Source organism: Catenuloplanes nepalensis, from assembly GCF_030811575.1.
GTDB classification, from domain to species: domain Bacteria; phylum Actinomycetota; class Actinomycetes; order Mycobacteriales; family Micromonosporaceae; genus Catenuloplanes; species Catenuloplanes nepalensis.
The window spans coordinates 6,813,090-6,836,119 of record NZ_JAUSRA010000001.1; the positions used below are offsets into that span (position 1 = coordinate 6,813,090).

The 23,030-nt window shown below is 72.5% G+C and carries 20 protein-coding genes; 11 read left to right on the top strand and 9 right to left on the bottom strand.

What is annotated here, in order from left to right; all coding sequences use genetic code 11:
* Window positions 1–68 precede the first annotated feature (68 nt).
* Window positions 69–554 (top strand): glycosyltransferase family 2 protein, encoded by a 486-nt coding sequence (locus tag J2S43_RS29190; protein ID WP_306834638.1) that lies wholly within the window; start codon window positions 69–71, stop codon window positions 552–554.
* 108 nt (window positions 555–662) lie between these two features.
* Here J2S43_RS29190 and J2S43_RS29195 read toward each other — a convergent pair whose 3' ends face one another.
* Entirely contained in the window at window positions 663–1,712 is a 1,050-nt protein-coding gene (locus J2S43_RS29195) for a hypothetical protein (protein WP_306834639.1), read from the bottom strand.
* Between the two features lie 112 nt (window positions 1,713–1,824).
* Window positions 1,825–3,114 carry a glycosyltransferase family 4 protein gene (locus J2S43_RS29200; protein ID WP_306834641.1) on the bottom strand — a complete coding sequence of 430 codons (1,290 nt, stop codon included), beginning with the start codon at window positions 3,112–3,114 and terminating at the stop codon, window positions 1,825–1,827.
* Window positions 3,115–3,410: 296 nt separating this feature from the next.
* Between J2S43_RS29200 and J2S43_RS29205 the strand changes: the two genes are divergently transcribed.
* Window positions 3,411–4,217: a glycosyltransferase family 2 protein gene (locus tag J2S43_RS29205; protein ID WP_306834643.1), complete on the top strand. Its 807-nt coding sequence runs from the start codon at window positions 3,411–3,413 to the stop codon at window positions 4,215–4,217.
* Window positions 4,218–4,278: 61 nt separating this feature from the next.
* Window positions 4,279–5,226, top strand: a complete 948-nt coding sequence (locus tag J2S43_RS29210) for a glycosyltransferase family 2 protein (RefSeq protein WP_306834645.1) — start codon at window positions 4,279–4,281, stop codon at window positions 5,224–5,226.
* A gap of 163 nt (window positions 5,227–5,389) precedes the next feature.
* Here J2S43_RS29210 and J2S43_RS29215 read toward each other — a convergent pair whose 3' ends face one another.
* Both J2S43_RS29215 and J2S43_RS29220 read right to left on the bottom strand, forming a co-directional pair.
* Window positions 5,390–6,193 (bottom strand): alpha/beta hydrolase, encoded by an 804-nt coding sequence (locus tag J2S43_RS29215; protein WP_306834647.1) that lies wholly within the window; start codon window positions 6,191–6,193, stop codon window positions 5,390–5,392.
* Between the two features lie 12 nt (window positions 6,194–6,205).
* Window positions 6,206–6,499, bottom strand: a complete 294-nt coding sequence (locus J2S43_RS29220; RefSeq protein ID WP_306834650.1) for an Rv1322 family protein — start codon at window positions 6,497–6,499, stop codon at window positions 6,206–6,208.
* Window positions 6,500–6,536: 37 nt separating this feature from the next.
* Between J2S43_RS29220 and J2S43_RS29225 the strand changes: the two genes are divergently transcribed.
* From J2S43_RS29225 to J2S43_RS29235, 3 genes are all read left to right on the top strand, one after another.
* Complete coding sequence (locus tag J2S43_RS29225) at window positions 6,537–7,736, top strand: sensor histidine kinase (RefSeq protein WP_306834652.1); 1,200 nt, start codon at window positions 6,537–6,539, stop codon at window positions 7,734–7,736.
* Window positions 7,733–8,374 (top strand): response regulator, encoded by a 642-nt coding sequence (locus J2S43_RS29230; RefSeq protein WP_306834655.1) that lies wholly within the window; start codon window positions 7,733–7,735, stop codon window positions 8,372–8,374. The genes J2S43_RS29225 and J2S43_RS29230 overlap by 4 nt, the downstream gene beginning before the upstream one ends.
* 76 nt (window positions 8,375–8,450) lie before the next feature.
* Window positions 8,451–10,601, top strand: coding sequence for an FtsX-like permease family protein (locus tag J2S43_RS29235; RefSeq protein ID WP_306834657.1), 2,151 nt, complete (start codon window positions 8,451–8,453; stop codon window positions 10,599–10,601).
* A 201-nt stretch (window positions 10,602–10,802) separates the two neighbouring features.
* Here the strand turns inward: J2S43_RS29235 and J2S43_RS29240 are convergent, their stop codons facing one another.
* From J2S43_RS29240 to J2S43_RS29250, 3 genes are all read right to left on the bottom strand, one after another.
* The gene (locus J2S43_RS29240) at window positions 10,803–11,519 is read right to left on the bottom strand and encodes a Clp protease N-terminal domain-containing protein (RefSeq protein WP_306834659.1); all 717 of its coding nucleotides are present in this window, start codon (window positions 11,517–11,519) and stop codon (window positions 10,803–10,805) included.
* 39 nt (window positions 11,520–11,558) lie between these two features.
* Window positions 11,559–13,280 (bottom strand): 3-hydroxyacyl-CoA dehydrogenase family protein, encoded by a 1,722-nt coding sequence (locus tag J2S43_RS29245; protein ID WP_370881789.1) that lies wholly within the window; start codon window positions 13,278–13,280, stop codon window positions 11,559–11,561.
* 89 nt (window positions 13,281–13,369) lie between these two features.
* Window positions 13,370–14,491, bottom strand: coding sequence for a glycosyltransferase family 4 protein (locus J2S43_RS29250; RefSeq protein WP_306834662.1), 1,122 nt, complete (start codon window positions 14,489–14,491; stop codon window positions 13,370–13,372).
* 108 nt (window positions 14,492–14,599) lie between these two features.
* Between J2S43_RS29250 and J2S43_RS29255 the strand changes: the two genes are divergently transcribed.
* Window positions 14,600–15,304 (top strand): SDR family NAD(P)-dependent oxidoreductase, encoded by a 705-nt coding sequence (locus J2S43_RS29255; RefSeq protein WP_306834664.1) that lies wholly within the window; start codon window positions 14,600–14,602, stop codon window positions 15,302–15,304.
* A gap of 9 nt (window positions 15,305–15,313) precedes the next feature.
* Window positions 15,314–16,804, top strand: a complete 1,491-nt coding sequence (locus J2S43_RS29260; protein WP_306834666.1) for an aldehyde dehydrogenase family protein — start codon at window positions 15,314–15,316, stop codon at window positions 16,802–16,804.
* A 762-nt stretch (window positions 16,805–17,566) separates the two neighbouring features.
* Here the strand turns inward: J2S43_RS29260 and nucS are convergent.
* Window positions 17,567–18,226, bottom strand: coding sequence for an endonuclease NucS (gene nucS, locus J2S43_RS29265; protein WP_306834668.1), 660 nt, complete (start codon window positions 18,224–18,226; stop codon window positions 17,567–17,569).
* 56 nt (window positions 18,227–18,282) lie between these two features.
* On the opposite strand from nucS, the gene J2S43_RS29270 reads away from it, so the two are divergent.
* From J2S43_RS29270 to J2S43_RS29280, 3 genes are all read left to right on the top strand, one after another.
* A complete protein-coding gene (locus J2S43_RS29270; RefSeq protein ID WP_306839522.1) occupies window positions 18,283–18,900 on the top strand; it encodes a DUF4126 domain-containing protein in 618 nt (205 codons plus the stop codon).
* Window positions 18,901–18,967: 67 nt separating this feature from the next.
* Complete coding sequence (locus J2S43_RS29275; protein WP_306834670.1) at window positions 18,968–20,215, top strand: hypothetical protein; 1,248 nt, start codon at window positions 18,968–18,970, stop codon at window positions 20,213–20,215.
* The gene (locus J2S43_RS29280; RefSeq protein WP_306834671.1) at window positions 20,212–20,922 is read left to right on the top strand and encodes a hypothetical protein; all 711 of its coding nucleotides are present in this window, start codon (window positions 20,212–20,214) and stop codon (window positions 20,920–20,922) included. The genes J2S43_RS29275 and J2S43_RS29280 overlap by 4 nt, the downstream gene beginning before the upstream one ends.
* 73 nt (window positions 20,923–20,995) lie before the next feature.
* Here the strand turns inward: J2S43_RS29280 and J2S43_RS29285 are convergent, their stop codons facing one another.
* Window positions 20,996–22,978 (bottom strand): methylmalonyl-CoA mutase family protein, encoded by a 1,983-nt coding sequence (locus J2S43_RS29285; RefSeq protein WP_306834673.1) that lies wholly within the window; start codon window positions 22,976–22,978, stop codon window positions 20,996–20,998.
* Window positions 22,979–23,030 lie beyond the last annotated feature (52 nt).

Consider the following 23,030-nt stretch of genomic DNA (forward strand, 5'->3'; position numbering starts at 1 on the left):
GGGTTCCAGTAACCAGGAATTGCCTGGTAGAACCATCGCACCAACCCTGACAGCGAGGAGGCCGCACGATGCCCCGGCTCGGTATCGGCCTGCCCGTCCACAACGGTGAGAGATACCTGCCTGCGGTGCTGGACTGCCTGCGCCGCCAGACGTACACCGACTTCGAGGTGACCGTCTGTGACAACGCGTCGACGGATGCGACCGCGGCGATCGTCCGGGCCGTCGCGGCCGAGGATCCCCGGTTCCGCTACGTGCGCAACGAGACCAACATCGGCGCGCCCGGCAACTTCAACCGGGTCTTCGCGCTCAGCGGCGCGGAGCTCCACGCGTGGGTGGCCGCGGACGACGAGTACGATCCGGCCTACTTCCAGCGCTGCGTGGAGCTGCTCGACCAGCGGCCGGACGCGATCGGCGCGTTCACCAAGGTCCGGCTGATCGACGAGCACGGCGCTCCGCTGGGCGTCCCGGCCCCTCCTATGCCATGCCCGAAATATCACCACAAAGGCGGCGACGGGGACTCCTGGAAGCGACCACGTGTCGCAAATCGTTGTTGAAAGCGCCGGATGACAACGATTTGCGACACGTGATCAGCTACCGGTCCGGCAGTACCAAGCTTTCGGCGTCGGAGTGAGCGGCGTTCCGCAGCGGCGACCCGGCGGGATTCACCAGACGGGTCTGCGGTCGGCCTCGGAGACGTTGCTGTCCTCCCAGATGATTCCCGGTGAGTCCGCGCGGGAGACCTCGCCGTATCCGTGCCGCGGCCCGAAGACGTTGTTGCGGAACAGCACGTTGCTGATCTGCGGATCGTTGCGGATGTTGACCGTGTAGCCGCCGCCGTTGAACCAGTTCTCCTCGACCAGCACGTTCTCCAGCGGCTCGAACTCCGCGCCGACCTGGAACGCCGCGTTGAACGACACGCCCGCCACCGTGCTGGTCGCGTCGAACACGTTGCCGCGGATCGTGGAGTTGGACCCGCCGTTGGTCTGCATCAGGTCCTGGTGCGCCTCGTCCGACGCGGCCGGGTGCATCGAGTGGAACCAGCTGTCCTCGATGATGACGTTGCTGCCGACCCGCGGCCCTTCCTCGATGTTGTGGACGTCGACCCGGCGCAGCGTGTAGTTCCAGTACCCGGCCACGAACCCGGTCTGCGCGCCGTCCAGGTCGCTGTCCTCGATCGTCAGGTTCGCGGTCTTCTGCTCGATCTTGATCATGATGTCGCCGCAGGTCAGCTTCGACCGCTTGATCACCACATCCCGGGCCCGCACATCCAGGCAGCCGTCGATCTGCTTGCCGTCGATCACGGTGCCGGCCGCGGTGATCCTCAGCGGGCCGGTGTACTTCGTCAGCGTCACGCCGTCCGGCACCCCGGTGCTGCCCTCGCCGGGCCGCACGACCTCCGGCGCCGGCGGCGCCGCGGGCGCGGCCCCGGACGGCGAGGACGGCGCGGAGGTCGAGGTGGACGACGAGTCCGGCGAACCCGTGGTCGCGGGCGACGCGCCCAGCCCACCGGCCCCGCCCGGGGTGGCCGCGCCACCGGACGGCGGGACCGGGTTCGCCAGCCGGTACTGGTCGCCGGGCTCGTCACCCGGGAACCACCCGGCCCGGCCGGCGTAGGCGACCCCGGCCACCGCCACCAGCGCCACGGCCAGCACTCCGACGATCAGCACTCGCCGCCTGCCGGTGAACAGCGCGCGCCGTCTGCCGGCGGTCATCCGTCGACGCCGCCGCGGAGCCGGCCCGCGCCGGGCACGGCCGCCGCCCCCGCCGGCAGCGGGACGGCCACGACGATCGTCCTCCTGCTCAGGTACACGGACCTCTCCTCGGTCATCCCCGGGCGACCCGGTCGTTGTCGGTGCTGTGGTCGTCGCCGAACGGGAACCACTCCGCCTCCCGCTGCCGCGGGATCTCCGCCGCGACCGGCGCCGGCATCGGGACCAGCTCGGACCAGACCGACAGGTACGCCGCGGCCTGGTGCTCCCACGCGAGCCGGCTGTGGAAGCGCTGCAGCCCGATCTCCCGCATCCGGTCCCGGCTCTCCGGGTCGTCCAGCAGCGCGTCCAGCGCCTTCGCGAACTCCTCCGGCAGCGCGGACGGCGTGTAGACCGCGGCGCCCTCGGCGGTGCGGCGCGTCTCCAGCAGGTCGACCGCGACCACGGGCAGGCCGCGGGCCACGTACTCCACGGTCTTCGCCATGGTGGAGACGTTCGACATCGGGTCCGGCTGGTCCGGCTGGATGCCGATCGTGCCGGACGCCAGCAGCGCGTCCACCTCGTCGCCGCCGAGCCAGCCGGCGAAGTACACGACGTCGTCCAGGCCCAGGTCGGTGGCGAGCGCGCGCACCTCGGGCAGGCTGTCGCCGTCCCCGGCGATGACCATCTCCCAGTCGTCCCGGCCGCGCGTCTCCGCCAGGCGGGACGCGGCCAGCACCGCGGCGCGCACGTTGTCCTGCGGGTTGATCACGCCGAGGTAGACGATCCGCTTCCGGCCACCGGCCTCCGGCGCGGCCGCGTGCGTGATCTCACTGCTGGCCGGGGCGTTGCGGACCACGGTGACCCGCGCCGGGTCCTGCCCGCCGCGCCCGATCGCGATCTCCCGGTACGACTCGTTCGTCGACAGCACCCAGGACGCGCACCGCATCGACAGCTGCTCGAAGACCGTGAGGATGCGCAGCACCACCGGGTTCGGCGTGTCCGTCTTGGCCCGGTAGAGCTCCGGGCTGAGGTCGTGGTGGTCGAAGACGAACGGCTTGCCCATCAGGCGCATCAGCAGCGCCAGCGGCCAGAACACGTCCGGCGGGTTGCACGCCTGGGCCGCGTCGACCCGGTCGGTGACCAGCAGCCGGAGCAGGTGCAGCGTGACGCACAGGAACGACCAGGCGAACTCGCCGGCGAAGCTGAGCACGCCGGAGCCGGCGAACGGCTGGCGGAACGAGCGGATCGCGGTGTCCCGGGTGCCGGGGAGCTGCGTCAGGGCCTGCGGGCCGCGCGGGCAGATCACGGTGACCCGGTAACCCGCGGACTCCAGGGCGAGGCACTCGCGGATCACCCGGCGATCCCGTTCCACGGGCAGATTCACCACGATGATCGCGACGTGCGGCCGCCGATCCCTGGCCACGTAAACCACTCCCCACGAACGCTAGAAATCGAGGCCGTACACCGTTGTTCGATGGATCTCAAAGTTGTCGGCCGTCACGCCACAATGGCCGCCTGGCCTGCGGGTTTACAAGGTCACTTAAGCCAAACAGCGTGTCGGCTAAGCGACATCCGGCGCTTGACGAAGCGAAAAATCGGATATGCCGCACCGGACGGGCACGTTTCACAACGTTGAGCTTGTTGCCATTTCCATGGCGGCGCGGAAAGACTCGCGGAGGCAAAGCGTTGCCGCGAAAGGAACGTGCACTGGTGATAAGCGTGGTGGTTCCCGCCCACAACGAGGCGGCGATGCTCGACCGGTGCCTGGATCGCGTGGCCGGCCCCGGGGTGCAGGTGATCGTGGTGCCGAACGGCTGCACCGACGACACCGCCGCGATCGCCCGCGGCCGCGGCGACGTGCAGGTGGTCGAGCTGGCCGAGGGCTCGAAGACCGCGGCGCTGAACGCGGGCGACCGCCTCGCCTCCGGCTTCCCGCGGCTCTATGTGGACGGTGACGTGACGCTGTCGCCGGGCTCGGTGCACCGGCTCGCCGAGGCGTTGCGCCGAACCGGCGCGCTGGTCGCGATCCCGCGCCGCGAGCTGGACCTGACCGGCCGCCCGCTGGCCGTCCGCGCCTACTTCGCGATCCACAACCGGCTGCCCGCGGTCCGCACCGGCCTGTTCGGGCGCGGCGTGATCGCACTCTCCGCCACCGGACGGTCACGGTTCGACGAGTTCCCGGCCGTGATGGCGGACGACCTGTTCCTCGACTCGCTCTTCGGTGCGCACGAGCGCGTGGTCGTCGACGAGGCCGCGTCCGAGGTCGCCACGCCGCGCCGCACCGCCGACCTGCTGCGCCGCCTGCGCCGGGTCCGCTCCGGCAACGCGGCGCTGCGCGCGGCCTCGGCCGGCACCCGGAAGGCCGACCCATGGTCCTGGCTGCGCGACGTGGTGCTGCGAAAGCCCTGGCTGGCCCCGGCCGGGGTGATCTACTTCAGCCTGACCGTGCTGGCCGCGCTGCAGGCCCGCCGGACGCCGAGCACCACCTGGGAACGGGACGAGTCGAGCCGGGCGGGAGCGGCATGAGCGAGTCACCCGCCTGGTGCCGATCACCGCATCACCGCCGCGTAGAGGGGAGTCCGGCGTCATGACCGACGTGAGTGTCGTGGTGGTCTCGTACAACACCAGCGAGCTGACCATCCGCGGGCTGCGGACGCTGCTCGCCACGCCCAGCCTCGCGTCGTACGAGGTGATCGTGGTGGACAACGCGTCCTCGGACGGTTCGGCCGACGCGATCGCGGCCGCGCTGCCGGCGGTCCGGGTGGTCCGCCTGGCCGTGAACGTCGGCTTCGGCCGCGCGGTCAACGCCGGTGCCGCGCACGCCACCGGCGACTACCTGATGCTGCTCAACCCGGACGCGGAGCCGGTCGGCGACGTGATCGGCGCGTTCCTGACCTTCGCCCGCGCCGCACCGGCCGCGCGCGTCTACGTCGGCCGCACGCTCGACGTGCACGGCGCGGACGACGGCCGCTCGATCTACGCGCTGCCCAGCCTCTGGGGCTACCTCTGCTTCGCCACCGGGCTCTCCACGATCTTCCGCCGCTCCGCGCTGCTCAACCCGGAGGAACTGCCGGACCGCCCGCGCGACCTGGCCGGCCCGGTCCCGGCCGGCTCCGGCTGCCTGCTGCTGATCGAACGCGAGCTCTTCACCGGCCTGGGCGGCTTCACCCCGGACTACTTCATGTACAGCGAGGACATCGACCTCTCCCAGCGCGCCACCGAGGCCGGCGCCACCCCCACGCTGGTCCCGGACGCCAAGGTGCTGCACGTCAACGGCGCCTCCTCGACCAGCGTGGGCAAGCGCGTCATGGTCCTCCGTGGCAAGACCACCTACCTGCGCCTGCGCTGGTCCCCCGCGAAGGCGCGCGCCGGGCGCGCCCTGCTGATCACCGGCATCGCGCTGCGCGCCGCCGGTGCCCGCCTCACCGGCCGCGCCGGCTACTGGCGCGAGGTCTGGTCCCAGCGCGCCACCTGGCTCCCCGGCTGGCCCGCCCCCACCGATCTTCCCCCGGTCCGGGAGATCCAGCCTTCATGATCGAGGCGTCCTCCAGCTGGCTCCGACTACCCGGGGGACGCCTCGATCATGGGTTTCGGGGGGTTCCGGACCACCCACCCGACCGGCAGGGAGGCCGCCCGCGGCCGACCGGTGCCCGCGGGAGCACTCGGAACTCAGCCACGCCGGAAGCGGGAATATCTGTTTACGCTTTTCGCTGTTCAGGCCCGGTCACCGGCACATCGTTGAAGGCCGCGACGGTACGGTCCGCGTAGGCGCTGGAGTCGCCGGAGTCCATCGGCCCGTCCCAGTCCGTGGGGAGCGGAACCGGAACCGACGGGGCGACGCGGGTGACGACCTCGTTCAGGACCGTCTCGGCGTCGCCGACCCAGAGGTGCTTGGCGCCGTCGACGCCGACCACCTCGGCCTGCGGGATCGGGGCGAACCGGTCGGCCGCCTCGGCCGGGCGCAGGTAGTCGTCGAACTCCGGGATCAGCGCGGTCAGCGGTTTGCCGGTCTCGGCCCAGATGCTCAGATCGTCCGGCTGGGAGTAGCGCAGCGGCGGGGAGAGCAGGATCGCGCCGGTCACGGACGGGTCGCAGCCGAACTTGAGCGTCAGGTCGGTGCCGAACGACCAGCCGAGCAGCCACACGTTCGGCAGTTCCTCGAACTCCGCGTACTCGATCGCGGCCGCCACGTCGAACCGCTCCCCCCGCGCGTTGTCGAACGCGCCCTCGCTGGTGCCGCGCGTGCTGCTGGTGCCGCGCGTGTTGAAGCGCAGCACCGCGATCCCGGCCAGCGCGGGCAACCGCCACGCGGCCTTGCGGAACACGTGACTGTCCATCATGCCGCCGTGCGTGGGCAGCGGGTGCAGGCAGATCAGCGTCGCGACCGGGTCTCGGTCCAGCGGGCGGGCCAGCTCGCCGACCAGCGTCAGGCCGTCGGCGGTGTGCAGTTCGATGTCCTCCCGGCGGGCCGGCAGGATCGAGTTCGCGCGGATCGGGGCCATGAAGAATCCTCTCTAGCGGCCGGGGAGTCGCCGGTCGCGCGCCTTCCAGCAGCCGCTGTGCCAGTGCCGGCGGTCGGTGAGGTCGCCGCGCCCGTCCGCCGGCCAGGCCACGATGTGCGCCACGCCGGGCGAGATCGTCTGCTGGCAGCCGGGGCAGCGGTAGACCTTGACCGCGTTGGTCGGCGGCACGCCGCGCACCAGCCACTCGCCGTCGCTCCAGGTCTGCACGGTCTGCACACCCTGACGGGCACGGTCCCGGTCGACCGGGCCGCCCTCATCGCGGCGGTGGTTACGGCGCGGGCTCACGGGATCAAGGGTACGGGCGGGCACGTACGCTCGGCTCGTGCACCGGGTCTACGCGTGGCTTCGGCGACACCCCTCGGTGCTGACCGGGCTGGTGGCCGTCCCGCTCGGCGTGTCCTCGATCCCGTTCGCGCTGGTCGCGGACGGTCTCGCGGGCGTGCTGATCTGGCCGGTGATGATCGCGCTGGTGGCCGGCATGGTGCTGCGGCACCGCCGCCCGGACGCGGCCTACCTGCTGGTGCTGGCCGCCGGCCTGACGCTGGTCGCGGCCTCGGACACCGTGGTCTTCCTGCCGGTCTACCTGGCCATGCCGATGGTGCTCTACTCGGTCGCCACCGACGGGCCGGGCTGGGCGCGCTGGTCCGGCCTGTTCTGGATCGCGGTGGCGCCGGTGCTCGTCGTGGCCCGGCTGGCCACCGGCCTGGAGGCCCCGGTCAGGCTGACGGCCGGCGGCATGCTGGTGCTGTGGACCGTCTACGCGGCGCCGCTCGCGGTCGGCTGGATCTGGGGTGACGCCACGCGCAGCCGCCGCCGCTGGTACCAGCAGCTCGCCGAGCGCGCGGACCGGCTGGAGCGGGAGCGCCGCGCGCTGGACCGGGCCGCGGTCGCGGAGGAGCGGGCCCGGATCGCACGCGAGCTGCACGACGTGGTGGCGCACCACGTCTCGGTGATCGTGGTGCAGGCGGACGGCGCGCGGTACGCGCTGGACACCGCGCCGGAGCAGGCCCGCGAGGCACTGGGCACGATCTCGTCGACCGGCCGCGAGGCACTGACCGAGCTGCGCGGCCTGCTCGGCGTGCTGCGCAGCGACAGCGGCGACAGCGGCGACAGCGGCGGCGCCGGCGACGGGCCGGCGCCGCAGCCGGGCGTGGCGGCGATCGAGGCGCTGGTCGACGGCGCGGCGATTCCTGCGACGTTGAGCGTCACCGGACGGGAGCGGCCGGTGACGGCCGGGCTGGGCCTGACCGCGTACCGCGTGGTGCAGGAGGCGCTGACCAACGCGCTCAAGCACGGCGGCCCGGGCACGACCGCGGCCGTGACGCTGACCTGGCGCCGCACCGCGCTGACCGTCGAGGTGACGGACACCGGCGCCGGACCGGCCGGGACGCCCGGCGGGCACGGGATCACCGGCATGCGCGAGCGAGTGGCCTCGGCCGGCGGCCGGCTGGAGACCGGGCCCGGCCCGGAGCGCGGCTTCCGGGTTCGCGCGGAACTGCCCTTCGACAAGGAGAACGAATGATCCGGGTCCTGCTGGTGGACGACCAGCGGCTGGTCCGCACCGGCTTCCGCATGCTGCTGCAGACGCAACCGGACCTGACCGTGGTGGCCGAGGCCGGCGACGGCGGCGAGGCGATCGAGGCGGTCAGCGCTCACCGGGTCGACGTGGTGCTGATGGACGTGCGCATGCCCACGGTGGACGGTGTGACCGCGTGCCGCCGGATCCGCGCGCTGCCGGACCCGCCGCGGGTACTGGTGCTGACCACGTTCGACCTGGACGAGTACGCGTTCGCCGCGATCCGGGCCGGCGCGTCCGGTTTCCTGCTCAAGGACGCGCCGCCGGAGGACCTGCTGTCCGCGATCCGGGTGGTGCACTCCGGCGACTCCGTGGTGGCGCCGTCGACCACGCGGCGGCTGCTGGAGCGCTTCACGCCCTATCTGCCCGAGGCCGGTCCGGGCCCGGCCGACGCGCTCACCGACCGCGAGCGCGAGGTGCTGCTGCTGGTCGCGCGCGGCTGCTCGAACGCGGAGATCGCCGCCGAGCTGTTCGTCGCCGAGACCACGGTCAAGTCGCACATCAGCCGGATCCTCACCAAGCTGGGCCTGCGCGACCGCGTCCAGATCGTGGTCTACGCCTACCAGCACGGCCTGGCCCGGTAGATGTGTACCTGAGGAGGATGCGGGCTCGACCTGAGGCAGACGACCCGGCCGTGGCGCGTCCCTAGCGTCGGAAGGCGTGCGAAACGTTCTCCTCTCCGGGCTGCGAGCCCGCCGGACCAGGTTGCTGCTGACCGCCCTCGCCGTCGCGCTGGGGGTCGCGTTCGTGAGCGGCACGCTGATCCTGACCGACACGATGACCGCGAGTCTCTACCAGGAGGCCGCCCGGGACGCGAAGCCGGTGGCGGCCCGCGCGACGGCCGGCGGCCGGTTCACCGACGACGACCTGGCCCGGGTGGCCGCGCTGCCCGGCGTGACGGACGCGGCCGGCGAGGCCGCCGCGGAGTCGCTCGTGCTGGACCCGGACGGCCGCGTGGTCTCGGTGCTGGGCGCGACCGCCACCATGATCCGGGCGCTGCCCGACCGGCCGGAGCTGTCCGCGCTGCGCCTGACCGCGGGCACGTTCCCCGGGCCCGGCGAGGCCGTGGTCGACTCGGCCACGGCGGCGGAGCGCGGCTGGAAGCCCGGTGACTCGCTGTCGCTCGCCACCAACCCCGACAAGCCGCATCCGGTACGGATCAGCGCGCTCGCCGAGGGCGTCCCCTACTTCACCGTGTTCGTCCCGGTCTCGGACTTCCGGGCCGCGACCGGCGTGACCGGCTGGGGCGCGATCCGGGTCGCCGGCCCGGACCAGCGCGCGGCCGCGGACACGGTCGCGGACGCGCTGCCGGGCGCCGAGGTGATCACCGGTGCCGAGTACGCGGACCGGCTGGCCGGCGCGCAGGTGGGCAGCGTGACCATGATGCGCGCGGGCCTGCTCGGCTTCGCGCTGGTGGCGCTGGTGGTGGCCGCGATGGTCATCCACAACACGTTCGCGATCCTGGTCGCGCAGCGGGAACGCGAGCTGGCGCTGCTGCGGCTGGCCGGCGCGCTGCGCGGTCAACTGTTCCGGCTGGTGCTGGCGGAGGCCGCGATCGTCGGCGGGCTCGCGTCCGCGGCCGGCCTCGGGCTCGGCCTGCTGGCCGGGCAGCTCGGCGCGACCGGCCTCACGATGATCGGCAACGGCCAGATGACCGCGTCGACGCAGGTGACGCCGCTGACCGTGCTGCTCGGCGCGCTGACCGGCGTCGGCGTGACCGTGCTGGCCGCGATCGGCCCGGCGCGGAGCGCGACCCGGCTCGCCCCGATCGCGGCGCTGCGCCGACCGGACGCGCCGGTCGAGGCCGCCACGTCCCGGCGCCGCGCGCTGGCCGGCGCGCTGCTCGCGCTGGTCGCGGCCGCGATGGTGAGCGCGGGTGCGCTGGGCAACACCGTCGTGCTCGCGGCCGCGGGCGCGGCCCCGGCCATGCTCGCGCTGGTCGCGCTCGGTCCGGTGCTGGTCGTGCCGGCCTGGCGGCTCGCGGTCCGGCCGGCGCTGCTGCTCTTCGGCTCCGGCGGGCGGCTGGCGGCCCGGTCCGGCGAGCGGCAGCCGCGCCGGGCGGCCGCGACCGCGCTGGCGCTGACCGTCGGCATCACCGTGGTGACCACGTTCCTGGTCGGCGCGCAGTCGCTGGCCACGAGCTCGACGGCGGAGCTGCAGCGCCGGTTCCCGACCGACTTCGTGGTGGCCGCGCCGGACGGGCGGCGGCTGCCCGCGGACCTGGCGGGGCGGCTGGCCGCGCTGCCCGAGGTGCAGCGGGTGGAGGAGCGCGAAGGGCTGTGGGTGTTCACCGAGGACGGCGTGGACGCGGCGGCGGCCCGGGGCGCGGTCGCGTCCGTCACCGACACCGTGCCGCTGGCCGTGGTCACGGACGTGCAGAGCCGGGCGGAGCAGATCGGCAGGACCGTGGACATGCTGCTCGCGGTGGTCGGCACGCTGGTGGTCTTCTCGGTGCTGATCTCGGTCGCCGGCATCACGAACACGCTGACGCTCTCGGTACTGGAGCGGACGCGCGAGTTCGGGCTGCTCCGGGCGCTCGGGCTGAGCCGGCGCCAGCTGCGCGCGAGCCTGCTGGCCGAGGGGATGACGCTGGCGCTGATCGCGGCCGTGACCGGGGTCGTGCTCGGCATCGCGTTCGGGGTCGCGGGCGTCTACGCGTCGATCCCGCACGCGTGGGTCGCGGTCTCCCTGCCGTACCCCCGGATCGGTCTCGTGGTTCTGGGCGCCGCGGTCATCGGGCTGCTCGCGGCGGTGCTGCCCGCCCGGCGCGCGGCCCGCGTCGCACCGATCGCCGCACTGGCCGACGAGTGAGCGGTGATGGCCGACGAGTGAGCCGTGATGGCCGACGAGTGAGCGGTGATGGCCGAGTGAGCGGTGATCCAGGCGTCATGCACGTCGCCGGGTGTCTCGTCCGTGATCGGCGGACGTTCGTGGACAGCCCGCCGTGACGACGTGCATGACGCCTGGATCATGGATGGCCGGGGCGTCTTCCACCACGTCCCGGCCGGTGCCCTACTTCTTCAGGCTGTCGAGCGCGGCGACGATCCAGGCCTCGGCGCGCTCCTTGGTGAGGCCGAGGCCGCGCAGCGCGTCGCCGCCCGCGTCCTCGTGCTCGTCCAGCAGCGCCAGCAGCATGTGCTCGGTCCCGACGTAGTTGTGGCCGAGCCGCAGCGCCTCGCGGACGATCAGGTCGAGCAGCTTCTTCGCCCCGGCCGAGAACGGCAGGTGCGGCGGCAGGTCCTCCTCGACCCGCGGCGGCAGCACGACCACGACCGCGACCCGGACGTCCTCGAGCGAGACGCCCTGGTCCTGGATGGCCAGCGCGGCGAGCGCGTTCGGCTCGTCGAGCAGGCCGAGGACCAGGTGCTCGGTGCGGACGACGTCGTTGCCGGCCGCGCGCGCGGCCTTGACCGTCTGCTCCATGACGACCTTGGCCCGGTGCGTGAACCGGCTGAACCGGCTCTCGTCGACCAGCCCGGCCGGGTCGCCGACGAACCGCTTCTGCACGGCCTGCTTGCTGACGCCGAGGCTGCGGCCGATCTCGGCCCAGCTCGCGCCGGCCCGCCGGGCCTGGTCGACGAAGTGCCCGATCAGGTGGTCGGAGAGGTCGCCGAGGTGCTCGCCGACCAGGATCGCGTCGGAGACCCGGGTGAGGTGGTCGCCCTCCGGGTGCTGACTCTTGACGTGCTCGATGAGGTCATCCAGCCGGATGACGGGTTCGGTAGCCATGCGTCAACCATAGGTTGACGATTCGCCTGGCGTCAACCCTCAGTTGACGGCGCGAAACCCGCGCCCCGCCTTCCGCCCCAGGTAACCGGCCGTGACCAGATGCTCCAGCAGCGGTGCCGGCGCGAAGCCGGGCTCGCGCAGCTCCAGGTAGAGCTCCCGCTGGATCGCCAGCGCCACGTCCAGCCCGACCACGTCCAGCAGTTCGAACGGGCCCATCGGGTAACCGCAGCCGAGCTTCATCGCGGCGTCGATGTCGTCCGCGGTCGAGTAGGAGCCCTCCAGCATGCGTACCGCGTCGTTGAGGTATGGGAAGAGCAGCGCGTTCACCACGAAGCCGGCCCGGTCCATGCAGGACACTCCGGTCTTGCCGAGCCGCTCCACCACGGCGCGCGCGGTGGCCCGGGTCGCGGGCGACGTGCGGATCGTGTGCACGACCTCGACCAGCGACATGACCGGCGCCGGGTTGAAGAAGTGCAGTCCGGCCACGTCGGCCGGACGCTGGGTGGCCATCGCGATCTCGATGACCGGGAGCGAGGAGGTGGTCGTGGTGAGCAGCGCGCCGGGTTTGCACACCTTGTCCAGGTCGGTGAAGAGCGCCTTCTTCACCGCGAGATCCTCGACCACGGCCTCGACCACGAGCCCGACGTCGGTCAACGCGTCCATCGTGGACGCGTAGGAGACCCGCGCGAGCGCGGCGTCGCGGGCGGCCGCGTCCAGCCGGCCCTTGGCGACGGCGCGGTCGAGCGAGGCGGTGAGCCTGTCCCGCACCGCGGCCTCGGCGCCACGGCTGACGGAGACGACGTCGAACCCGGCCTTGGCGAAGACCTCGACGATGCCGGTCGCCATCACGCCCGAGCCGACGACGCCGACGGCGCCGATCTCCATCCCTCGTACTTCGTCCGCGTTTTTCGTGACATTTTCGGTGATGACCTTCGGGGAGCCCGGCTTCTCGTACGTATAGAAGCCGCGGCCCGACTTCCGGCCCAGGAAGCCGGCGGTCACCATCTGCTTGATCAAGGGTGCCGGGGCATGGCGGCGGTCGCGGCCGCCCCGGCGGTACATCGTGTCCAGGATCTCGTACGCGGTGTCCAGCCCGATCAGGTCCATCAGCGCGAGCGGCCCCATCGGCAGCCCGCAGCCCGCACGCATCGCCACGTCCAGGTCCTCGCGCGAGACGTACCCGCCCTCGAACATCGTGACCGCGTGGTTGAGATAGCCGAAGAGCAGCGCGTTCGCGATGAACCCGGCCCGGTCGCCGATCGTCACGCCACGCTTGCCGAGCCGCGCGCAGAGCGCCGCCACGTCCGCGACCACGTCGTCCGCGGTGACCACGGTCCGGACCACCTCCACCAGCTTCATCACCGGTGCCGGGTTGAAGAAGTGCAGGCCCACCACCTGGTGCGGGCGGTGGGTGGCGACCGAGATCTCGGTGACCGACAGCGAGGACGTGTTCGTGGCCAGGATCGCGGCCGGCTTGCAGACCCGGTCCAGCTCCGCGAAGACCGCGCGCTTGAGGTCCAGCCGCTCCGGCACCGCCTCGATCACCAGGTCGGCGTCGCGCAGCGCGTCCAGCCCGACCTCGAACCGGACCCGGCCGAGCAACGCGTCCCGGTCGGCCGGGTCCAGTTTGCCGCGAGCCACGGCCCGGTCCGTCGAGCCGGTCAGGATGCCGCGGCCCCGCTCCAGCGCCGCCTCACCGATCTCCACGGCCACGACGTCCAGACCGTTCCGGGCGAAGACCTCGACGATGCCGGCGCCCATCGTGCCGAGGCCGACCACTCCGATCGTGTGCAACTCACGCGCCACGCTGCGCCTCCTGTGTTAACGGACGTTAAGCGCGAGTCTCCCATTCATCGCCGATCGAGCGTGGCATCAACCGCGTTGACTACGTCACGCCCGGCGCGATCCCAGGAGAAGCGGGTGGAGACGTCGCCGGCCCGGGCCGCACACTCCGCGAAGAGGTTGTCGTCCGCGAGTGTCTCCGCGATCAGCTTGGCCAGGTCGTACGGGTCGTCGCCGCCGGCCAGCGCGCCCGAGACCCCGGGCTGGATGATCTCCGGCATGGCGAACGCGTCCCGGCCGATCGCGGGCAGCCCGCGCGCGGCCGCCTCCGCGAAGACGATGCCGAACGCCTCCAGCCGACTCGGCAGCACGAAGAGATCATGCGTGTCGTAGAGACCGGCCACCTCGGCCAGCGTGCGCTCGCCCAGGAACGTCACGCCGTCCGGGACGTCGCCGTCCATCGGCCACTCGCGCGGCCCGGCCACGGTCAGCGTGATCGCCGGGTCGAAGTCGCGGCGCAGGATCTCCAGGGCGGCCACCACCAGGTCGCCGCCCTTGCGCTGGAACTCACGGCCGACGAAGAGCAGGCGGTTGCGCGGGCCGGTCCTCTCCGGCAGCGGGCCCTCCACGGACGCGCCGGCCGAGATGCCCGGATGCACCACATGAACCTTCGACGCGGGTACGCCGGTGACCTCGATCAGGTTCCGGGCCAGCCAGTGACTCATCGCGATCACCCCGGCGGCCTTCTCGTAGACCTCCAGCTGCCGCTCCCGGCGCCGTCGCAGCTCGGCCGTGGTCAGGTGCTGGAACAGCGGGATGCCGGACGTCTCCTGGATGTGCAGCAACCCGTCGAAGCTCATGTCCTGAAACGTGAAGTACGGCCGGTCGACGATCGCCAGGTCCTGGATCATGACGACCGCGTCCACCCCGGCCGTCTCCGCGCCGCGCTGGATCGCCTGCCGGACGAACGCGTCGGTCAGCCGCGACTGCTTCCACGTGGTGACCGGGCGGCTGTTGCGCCAGCGCACGTGCATCAGCTTCAGCGCGGTCTGCGCCCGGTGCGGGATCTGCACGCCGACGTCCGGGACCTCGGCATGCCCGCGCATCGCCGCGCGCAGGTGCCACGGGATGTGGGACCAGGTGGCGATCGGGTTCGGAGCCCACAGACAGGCGAAGCCGATGCGGCTCACCGGACACCTCCATCATCACGTCGACCGCGATTTTCCCTGCCGGTGGCGCGCGGATCCTCGCCGGGTCGTGTTGCCGACAGAGCCACCATCTGTGGTACGGCTGACAGCATGCGGACCGTAATCGTCACGGGTGTTTCGCGCGGCCTGGGTGCCGCGCTGTTCGAGCAGGTCATCGCGGCCGGGGACCGGATCGTCGGGATCGGCCGGAGCTTCACCGGCGCGCAGGACGATCTTGCCTTGCAGGAGCCGGCGCGCGTCGCACTATTGACCGCAAATCTGAGTGATCCCTCAACGTTGCCGACGCCGGAGGCGCTACGCGAGACGTTCGCGCCGGACGGCGAGGTGGTGCTGATCCACAACGCCGGCACGGTCACGCCGGTCGCGCCGGTGGGTGCGCTCCCGGCGGACGAGGTGGCCACCTCGATCACGGTGAACCTGACCGCGCCGATCCTGCTCACCAACGCGTTCCTGGCCGCGGCGGCCGGGCGCGCGGCGCGGGTGCTGTTCGTCTCGTCCGGCGCGGCCGGGCGGACGATCGAGAACTGGTCCGCCTATTCGACGGCCAAGCGCGGCGGCGAGTTCTTCATGGAGATCCTCGCGGCTGAGAACGCGCACCGCGAGCCGCCGCTGACCGTCGCGTCGGTGAACCCCGGCGTGATGGACACGGACATGCAGGCCGCGCTGCGGGACGCGGAGTTCCCGGCCAAGAGCCGGTACGTCGGGCTGCACGAACGCGGCGAACTACCGGATCCCGCCACTGTCGCGGAGAGGATCATCCGAGAACACTTACTTACGAGTAGCCCTCAGATCTAGACTCCGCGAATGAGCCCCGGGATGCCCGTCGTCGACGACGGTAAGTTGACGTCCACCAATCCCGCCACCGGCGAGACGGTCGGCACCTTCCCGGTGGCGACGCCCGACGACGTGGCCCTCGCGGTGGCCCGCGCCCGTGAGGCCGGCACCTGGTGGGCCGGTCTCGGGTTCGCCGGCCGCCGGGACAGGCTGCGGCGCTGGCGCACGCTGCTCGCGCAGCGGCTGGAGGTGCTGACCGAGCTGGTCCACCGCGAGACCGGCAAGCCGGTCTTCGACGCGACCGTCGAGGCGGCCGGCGCGATCGAGCACATCGACTGGGCGGCGAACAATGCCAAGCGCGTGCTCGGCCCGCGCCGGGTGCGCACCCGCATGCTGGTCGCCGAGCACTCCGCGCACCTGGAATACCGGCCGTTCGGCGTGGTCGGCGTGATCGGCCCGTGGAACTATCCGGTGCTCACGCCGCTCGGCTCGATCTGCTACGCGCTGGCCGCCGGCAACGCGGTCGTCTTCAAGCCGAGTGAGTACACGCCCGCGGTCGGCCAGTGGCTGGCCGACTCGTTCGCCGAGGTCGTCCCGGAGCACCCGGTGTTCACCGCGATTCACGGCCTCGGCGACACCGGCGCGGCGCTCTGCCGGTCCGGCGTCGGCAAGCTCGGCTTCACCGGCTCCTCCGCCACCGCGCGGAAGGTGATGGCCGCGGCGGCGGAGCGGCTCACGCCGGTGCTGATCGAGGCCGGCGGCAAGGACGCCATGATCGTCGACGAGGACGCGGACCTGGACCTGGCCGTGGACGCCGCGCTCTGGGGCGGCATGTCCAACGCGGGCCAGACCTGCGTCGGCATCGAGCGGATCTACGTGGTCTCGGCGATTCACGACGAGTTCGTCGAGCGGCTCGCCGCGGGCGCCCGGAAGATCACGGTCGGCGCGGAGAACGCACACCTCGGCCCGATCACCATGCCGGGCCAGATCGACGTGATCCGCCGGCACATCGACGACGCGCTGGCCCGCGGCGCCCGCGCGGTGGTCGGCGGCGCGGACGCGGTGCAGCCGCCGTTCGTGCACCCGACCGTGCTGGTCGACGTGCCGGACGACGCGGCCGCGATCCGCGAGGAGACGTTCGGGCCGACGCTCACGGTGACCCGGGTCGCGGACGCGGCCGAGGCGCTGGCCAAGGCGAACGCGCTGCCCTACGGCCTCGGCGGCGCGGTCTTCGGCCGCCGCCGCGCCATCGCGCTGGCCCGCGGCATGCGCTCCGGCATGACGTCGGTCAACTCCGTCTTCACGTTCGCCGGCATGTCCACGCTCCCGTTCGGCGGCGTGGGCGAGTCCGGGTTCGGCCGCATCCATGGCGAGGACGGGCTGCGCGAGTTCTCGGTCGCGAAGTCGATCACGTTCCGCCGCATGCCCTCGCCGCTGCCGATCCTCTCCTTCTTCCGCAAGCCATCCCACGAGCGCCTGCTGATCCGCGCCGTCAAGACCCTCTACGGCCGCGGCCGCTGAGCCCGTGATCGGGGCGTCCCCCACGTAGTTAGCGCGACATGAGGGACACCCCGATCACGAAGCGCGGGCCCCGCGGGCACCGCACTTGGCGAGCCGCGCACTTCGCGAGCCGCGCACTTCGCGAGCCCTGCAGGCTTGGGCGCACCTCGGCGATGACCTTGGAAGGCAACCAGCGCCGGCGCGGCCTTGATTGTTCTGCCGGAACGGCGCTGAGCGCCGCATTCCCGAGGCGGTAATGCGGGGCCGCCGTCCAACATATGGAACGGGCATCCATTTCGGCGCTTGATCACCCGTCGAATGTACGGAATCCACGTCCTGAGGCCTCCATGACGTGGATTTCGTACATTCGACGGGTGATCGAGAAAGTATCCACGAACGAAGCGCGGCCAATGCCTCAGACAGGCAAAACATTATCGATCAACAGCAACCGACCGCCAAACGCCGGCAACGAAGAGCGATAATCGGCTAACGCTTTCTCGATCAACGGTCGCATGCACGTGAGGGACCTCTAGGAGCTCTCCGAGGGCCCTTAGGTGCATGCGACCGTTGATCGAGCGCTGAAGTGGGACGGCCGTTCCACAAGGCGGACAAGAAGAGAAACGCATCGCGAGTGCCGTTCGCGGGGTACCCGCCCGCGCGATTCTCGCCGGGCGATCGTGGTCGCTGCGGAGGCGGTGCCATTCAGCCGGCGACGACCGATGCCCGCAGGAGCACTCGGAACGCGACCACGCCGGAAGGATCTCCTGCCACGGCGGGTGGCTCTCAGAACAGGGTCAGTTCGTTTTTCTCGATGCCGCGGAGTTTGTCGTAGTCGACGACGACGCAGCGGATGCCGCGGTCCTCGGCGAGCACGCGGGCCTGGGGCTTGATCTCCTGGGCCGCGAAGATGCCGGCCACCGGGGCCAGCAGCGGGTCGCGGTTCATCAGTTCGAGGTAGCGGGTGAGCTGCTCGACGCCGTCGATCTCGCCGCGCCGCTTGACCTCGACCGCGACCGAGCCGCCGGACGCGTCCTTGCAGAGCAGGTCGACCGGGCCGATCGCGGTCATGAACTCGCGCCGGACCAGCGTGAAGCCCTCGCCGAACGTGGTCGGGTTGGCCGCCAGCAGCTCCTGCAGGTGCGCCTCGACGCCGTCCTTGACCAGGCCCGGGTCGACACCCAACTCGTACGACGTGTCCTGGAAGATCTCCTCCAGCGTGATCCGCAGTTCCTCGCCGGCCTTGTTGACCACGCGCCAGACGCCCTCGGACTCCTGGAGTCTGCACGGCGGGCTCATCCAGTTGAGCGGCTTGTACGCCCGGTCGTCAGCGTGGATCGAGACCGAACCGTCCGCCTTCACCATGAGCAGGCGCGTCGCCGGCGGCAGGTGCGCCGAGAGTCGTCCGACATAGTCCACCGAGCATCTCGCAATCACCAAACGCACCCGAGCAGGGTAGCGGAACACGGCAGAGGTGGCGCATGGGTGCCATGCTGTTCTATGTGCTGGAAGTTCTGACTGGTACCGGTCTGGCCGCATCTGCCGGACTCAACGCGTACATCCCGATGCTGGCGATGGGCCTGCTGGCCCGATACACCGAGGTCATCAACCTGCCGAGCGGCTGGCAGTGGCTCTCGAACGGGTGGGTGATCGCCATCCTGACCGTGCTGCTGGCGATCGAGTTCGTCGCGGACAAGATCCCGGTGGTCGATCACATCAACGATCTGGTGCAGACCGTGGTCCGGCCGACCGCGGGCGGCCTGGTGTTCGGCGCGGGTGCGGGTTCGGAGACCGTGACCGTGACCGACCCGGCGAACTTCTTCGAGTCGAACCAGTGGGTGCCGATCGCGGCCGGCGTGGTCATCGCGCTCGGCGTGCACGGCCTGAAGGCGGCGGCGCGCCCGGTGATCAACACGGCGACCGCGGGCATCGGCGCGCCGGTGGCGAGCACGGCCGAGGACGCGACCAGCGTGATCATGTCCATCGTGGCGATCCTGCTTCCCGCGCTGGTGCTGGTCTTCGCCGTGCTGCTGATCGGCGTGGCGGTCTGGGTCTTCCGGCGCCGGTCCGCGAGGCGGTCCGAACGAGCGGCAGCACGGGCTGCCGGATTCCACGCGTGACACGATTCCACGTGTGACACGACGGCCGCAGACCCGGCATATGCCCTCGAATCGGTAGTATCGGTGCGTGCCCTCCCGAGTGTCCAGCCTGGTCGCGGCCCGTCAGGACGTGGCCGCCGCCCGCGGACTGGCGCGCGCGGCGCAGGCCGGCGCCGAGGAGACCAGGACCGAGGCCCGCCGGCGGTACGAGGTGATCCGCGGCGCGCACGACACCTGCCTGGCCGCGCTCACCGAGGCCCGGGAGACCGCGCGCGACGAGATCTTCGCACGCTTCCACGGTGAGGCTGTCGCGCGCGCCACCGTGCTCGGGCGGCTCGTGGCCGCCTGTGCCCCGGGCCCGGCGGGCGCGCCCTGGCCGGCGTGGCGACCGGCCGCGACGGGCCGGGCCGGCCTGCTGCGGATCGGCACGATCGCGGTGGACGAGGACGTGCCGACCGTGCCCGCGCTGGTCCCGCTGCTCGACCGCGCGCACCTGGAGATCACCTCCGACCCGGAGGACGGCGACCGGCGCCGGCGGCGGGCGTCCACCGCGGACGGCCTGATCGGCGGCCTGCTGCTCCGCGCGCTCGGCGGCGCGCCCGCCGGCGACCTGCGGATCTGGGCCTACGATCCGGACCGGCTGGGCAGCGGGCTGGCCGGCTTCGCGCCGCTGGCCGCCGCCGGCGTGTTCACCTCGGTCGGGCCGGGTGGTCTGACCACGATGCTGGACGAACTGGTCGAGCACGTCCGCCGGATCAACGAGACCGGGCCGGCCGGCCGGTACGACACGCTGGCCGACCGGACCGGCCGCCGCCCGGAGCCGTGGCGGGTCGCCGTGCTGCTCGGCGACGGCGCGGAGCTGACCCCGCAGCAGTGCGCGCACCTGGACCGGCTGGTCCGCACCGGCGTCGCGGCCGGCGTGCACCTGATCGCGCGCGACGTGCCGCTCGGCGAGCACCCGGACGTCGAGCGCGTGCACCTGACCGGCCGCGAGGCGTTCTGCGACACGGCCGGCGGGCTGCCGGTCCGGCTGGATCCACCGCCACCCGCCTGGCAGACCACGGCCGTCTGCCGAGCGCTGGCTGGCGCGCCGGCCGCGGGGGCGCCGCCCGCGGTGCCGGCCGACCTGCTCCCGGCGCGGCTGCGGCCGATGGACCCGGCACCACCGCGGCTTCTCGACCACGGCGCCGTACCGGCAGCACCGGACCCGGCAGCACCAGACCCGGCGGCACCGGGCCCAGCGAAGCCGGCCGATCAGGCGCCCGCGGCTCCGCCCGCCCCTCGGTCGGCGGCGATCGACACCACGGCGGTCGACACGACGGGAGCCGGGTCGTGAGCGCCGAGGAGTACCGGCGGCAGCTCGCCGCGCTGGCCGAGGCGACCGCACGCCGGGACGCGGAGCTGCTCGCCACCGAACGCGCCTACCACGACGGCGCCGCCACCGCGACCGCCGAGCTGGTCCGCGCGGAGGCGATGGCGGCGGCGGCCGCGCGACGCTCCGCCGCGCTCACCGCGTCCGTCGCGGACGTGGACCGCGAGGCGTCCCGGATCTGGGCCGCGCTGCGCGCGTTGCACCGGCGGCGTCCCGGCTGGGCGGCCCGGGTCGGCGATCCACCCGAGCCGGTGCTGCCGCAGAGCGCGAACCTCGGCTACCCCGACCAGGCCGCACCGGAGACCCGCGCGGTCGCGCTGCTCGACCGCGCGACCCGGCGGATCGACTCGGCCAAGCGCGGCACCGCGCGCCCGTCGCCGCCGCGCCGGGTGCTGCCGCTGCTGCCGGTGGTCGGCGCGGCCGCGGCCGCGTTCACCGCGCTGTTCGCCGCCGGCCTGGTCACGCTCGGCGGCGGTCACACCACGACGCAGCTGGTGCTGCGGACGGCCGGCTGGTCCGTGTTCTTCGTGGCCCCGTTCACCGGCCTGCCGCTGGCCGCCGCGCTGCTGCATCGCCTCTTCGGCAGCCGCCTGGACATCGGCGCGGTCGGCCTGCTGGTCCTGGGCGGCATGGCAGCCGCGACCGGGATCTCCATCGCGCTGGCCGACTGAGCTCCGCTGCTTTCTCCGGGCGCCGGACAGTGCGCAGGTTGTTCTGTCCGGCTTCCGCAGACCGCAGAGTGCCTCAGGCTCCCAGGCCGTGCGCCTCCCGCACCACGCTGACCAGCTCGTCGATGATCCCGGTGAGCGCGAAGTCCTTCGGCGTGAACACCCGCGCCACTCCGGCCGCCCGCAGCGCGGCCGCGTCCGCCGACGGGATGATCCCGCCGACCACCACCGGCACCGCCGACCCCGCGGCCCGCAGTCCGTTCAGCACGGCCGGCACCGCCGCCAGGTGCGACCCGGAGAGCACGGACAGCCCGACCAGGTCCACGTCCTCCTGCACCGCCGCCGCCACGATCTCCCCGGCCGTGAGCCGGATCCCCTGGTAGACGACCTCGAACCCGGCGTCCCGGGCGCGCACCGCGATCTGCTCGGCCCCGTTCGAGTGCCCATCCAGGCCCGGCTTGCCGACCAGCATCCGCAACCGTCCACTCCCGAGCTCCGCGGCGGTCCGCAGGACACGCGACCGCACCGCGCGCAGCGCCGGATCCGGCGAGGACGCACCGGAGGCCGTCAGCCCGGTCGGCGCCCGGTACTCGCCGAACACCTCCCGCAGCGCCGCCGCCCACTCCCCCGTGGTGACCCCGGCCCGCGCGCACGCCAGCGACGCCGGCATGAGATTCTCCCCGCCGGCCGCGCCCGACCTCAGAAGAGCCAGCGCCGCCGCCACGGCTGCCGCGTCACGGGACGCCCGCCACCGCCGCACCGCCGCCACGGCCGCCGCCTCCACCGCCGGGTCGACCTGCTCGATCGTGTCCGCGCCGGTCAGCGGCGACGGCTCGGTCTCCCGGAAGCGGTTGACGCCCACCACCACGTCCGCGCCGGACTCGATCCGGCGGCGGCGTTCGGCCAGCGAGCCGACCAGCGCGGCCTTGAGGTGCCCGGACTCGACGGCCGCGACCACGCCGCCCATCTCCAGCACCTCGTCGAGCGCGGCCCGCGCGCCGGTGGCGATCTCGTCGACCAGCGCCTCGACCACGTGCGAGCCGTCGAACAGGTCGGGGTAGTCGAGCAGGTCCGACTCGTACGCCAGCACCTGCTGCAGGCGCAGGCTCCACTGCTGGTCCCAGGGGCGGGGCAGGCCGAGCGCCTCGTTCCAGGCGGGCAGCTGGACCGCGCGGGCGCGGGCGTCGCGGGACAGCGTGACGCCGAGCATCTCCAGCACGATCCGCTGCACGTTGTTCTCCGGCTGCGCCTCGGTCAGGCCCAGCGAGTTGACCTGCACACCGTAGCGGAAGCGCCGCTGCCGGGGGTCGCGCACGCCGTACCGCTGGAGGGTGATCTGGTCCCAGAGGCGGGTGAACGCGCGCATCTTCGCCATCTCCTCGACGAACCGCACACCCGCGTTCACGAAGAAGGAGATCCGCGCGACGACGTCACCCATCCGCTCGGGCGGGACCTGGCCGGAGTCGCGCACGGCGTCGAGCACCGCGACCGCGGTGGCCAGCGCGAAGCCGACCTCCTGCACCGGCGTGGCACCGGCCTCCTGCAGGTGGTACGAGCAGATGTTGACCGGGTTCCAGCGCGGCGCGTGCGCGACGGTCCAGGCGATCGTGTCCGTGGTCAGCCGCAGCGACGGCCCGGGCGGGAAGATGTGCGTGCCCCGCGACAGGTACTCCTTGACGATGTCGTTCTGCGTGGTGCCCACCAGCGCCGCTACCTCGGCCCCCTGCTCGGCCGCCACCACGGCATACAGCGCGAGCAGCCACATCGCCGGCGCGTTGATCGTCATCGACGTGTTCGCGGACGCCAGCGGGATGCCGTCGAAGAGCGCCCGCGCGTCGCCGAGGTGCGCGATCGGCACGCCGACCCGCCCGACCTCACCGCGCGAGAGTTCGTGATCCGGGTCGTACCCCGTCTGGGTCGGCAGGTCGAACGCGACCGACAGCCCGGTCTGCCCCTTACCGAGGTTGCGCCGGAACAGCGCGTTCGTGGCCGCGGCCGAGGAGTGCCCGGCATAGGTGCGCATCACCCACGGACGGTCTCGCTCGGGCAGCCGCGTCATGCACCGGAGTCTAAGTTACCGTTAAGTAGATCGGTCTGTGGAACTTCACACA

Bases quoted from the DNA above. Each gene is read 5' to 3' on its own strand.
- J2S43_RS29190 (WP_306834638.1), top strand. From the start codon at position 69: ATGCCCCGGCTCGGTATCGGCCTGCCCGTCCACAACGGTGAGAGATAC.
- J2S43_RS29195 (WP_306834639.1), bottom strand. From the start codon at position 1,712: ATGACCGCCGGCAGACGGCGCGCGCTGTTCACCGGCAGGCGGCGAGTG.
- J2S43_RS29210 (WP_306834645.1), top strand. From the start codon at position 4,279: ATGACCGACGTGAGTGTCGTGGTGGTCTCGTACAACACCAGCGAGCTG.
- J2S43_RS29215 (WP_306834647.1), bottom strand. From the start codon at position 6,193: ATGGCCCCGATCCGCGCGAACTCGATCCTGCCGGCCCGCCGGGAGGAC.
- J2S43_RS29230 (WP_306834655.1), top strand. From the start codon at position 7,733: ATGATCCGGGTCCTGCTGGTGGACGACCAGCGGCTGGTCCGCACCGGC.
- J2S43_RS29240 (WP_306834659.1), bottom strand. From the start codon at position 11,519: ATGGCTACCGAACCCGTCATCCGGCTGGATGACCTCATCGAGCACGTC.
- J2S43_RS29245 (WP_370881789.1), bottom strand. From the start codon at position 13,280: ATGGGCGCCGGCATCGTCGAGGTCTTCGCCCGGAACGGTCTGGACGTC.
- J2S43_RS29255 (WP_306834664.1), top strand. From the start codon at position 14,600: ATGCGGACCGTAATCGTCACGGGTGTTTCGCGCGGCCTGGGTGCCGCG.
- J2S43_RS29260 (WP_306834666.1), top strand. From the start codon at position 15,314: ATGAGCCCCGGGATGCCCGTCGTCGACGACGGTAAGTTGACGTCCACC.
- J2S43_RS29285 (WP_306834673.1), bottom strand. From the start codon at position 22,978: ATGACGCGGCTGCCCGAGCGAGACCGTCCGTGGGTGATGCGCACCTAT.